Source organism: Roseateles sp. P5_B10, from assembly GCF_056400485.1.
This window is the reverse complement of sequence record NZ_JBFULE010001473.1, coordinates 1-699: the sequence shown is the minus strand read 5'-3', so window position 1 is coordinate 699 and position 699 is coordinate 1. Positions and strand designations below refer to the sequence as shown.

The 699-nt window shown below is 70.6% G+C and carries 1 protein-coding gene and 1 pseudogene; both read left to right on the top strand.

The features are described from left to right. Positions 1 to 370: pseudogene (locus tag AC1DU6_RS34055) on the top strand (bifunctional 3,4-dihydroxy-2-butanone-4-phosphate synthase/GTP cyclohydrolase II); the annotation flags it as partial. A 16-nt stretch (positions 371 to 386) separates the two neighbouring features. Then, positions 387 to 699: 6,7-dimethyl-8-ribityllumazine synthase (ribH, locus tag AC1DU6_RS34050; RefSeq protein ID WP_477862832.1), on the top strand; the 313-nt coding region annotated here is incomplete at its 3' end.

Sequence of the window (699 nt, the reverse complement as noted above, 5' to 3'; positions counted from 1 at the left end):
GCCCGACACCGAAGTCCTCGTGCGCGTGCACGAACCGCTGTCGGTCATGGACCTGCTGGAAGCCGGCCCCTGCGGCCACTCCTGGGGCCTGCCCGCCGCRCTGGCCGCCGTCAAGGCCAGYCCGGGCGGCGTGGTCGTGCTGCTGAATTGCGGCGAGGACGCCGCCGGCGTGCTGGCCCGCGTGCAGGCCTGCGAGCCGGCCCCCGCCACCAAGGGCGCGATGGACCTGCGCACCTATGGCGTCGGCGCCCAGATCCTGAAGGCCCTGGGCGTGCACCGCATGCGCCTGCTGGGCAGCCCGCGCCGCATGCCCAGCATGACCGGCTATGGCCTCGAAGTGACCGGCTTTACTGCGCCTCCCAACTGCTGAACCCGAAAGGCCCGCGATGCAAGATTCCGAACCAGGCCTGCCCAGCTTCGAGGGCGCTCTCGATGGCAGCGAGCTGACCATCGCCATCGTCCAGGCGCGCTTCAATGACGCCATCACCTCGACCCTGGCCAGCGCCTGCCTGGCCGAGCTGTCGGTGCTCGGCGTGCCGACCGAAGCCATCCGCCACGTCACCGTGCCCGGTGCGCTGGAAGTGCCACTGGCCCTGCAGGCCCTGGCCGAGAGCAATGACTTCGACGCGCTGATCGCCCTGGGCTGCATCATCCGCGGCGAGACCTACCACTTCGAGCTGGTGGCCAACGAGAGTGGCG